General features: G+C 57.1%; 1 pseudogene. It reads right to left on the bottom strand.

The window, feature by feature from the left end:
• Positions 1–231: pseudogene (locus tag R0J92_RS27230) on the bottom strand (hypothetical protein); the annotation flags it as partial.

The raw sequence follows: 231 nt of genomic DNA, 5'->3' as shown, positions 1-231 counted from the left end.
AGCTGCGAAAACCCAACTTGCGGAAATCCGCCCAGTTCGACCCGACCGAGATGCCCGCATAGGCGAGAATTGGTGTCGCAAGCGCCAAAATGCCGATCTGGCTAGTCCAAGCGACTACATATTCTGAGCCCGGCACCCCTGGCAAGGAGATGAGGATAGCGAGTATCCCGATATAACCGACAGCCGGCATGCTAAAAGGCAAAGCCTTCTCGAGCATCAAGCCGGCGAGGC

The sequence above is a fragment of the Tritonibacter sp. SIMBA_163 genome (genome assembly GCF_046535935.1).
GTDB classification, from domain to species: Bacteria; Pseudomonadota; Alphaproteobacteria; order Rhodobacterales; family Rhodobacteraceae; genus Epibacterium; species Epibacterium scottomollicae.
The sequence above is the reverse complement of the archived record's forward strand: the minus strand, read 5'-3'. Positions and strand labels throughout refer to the sequence as shown.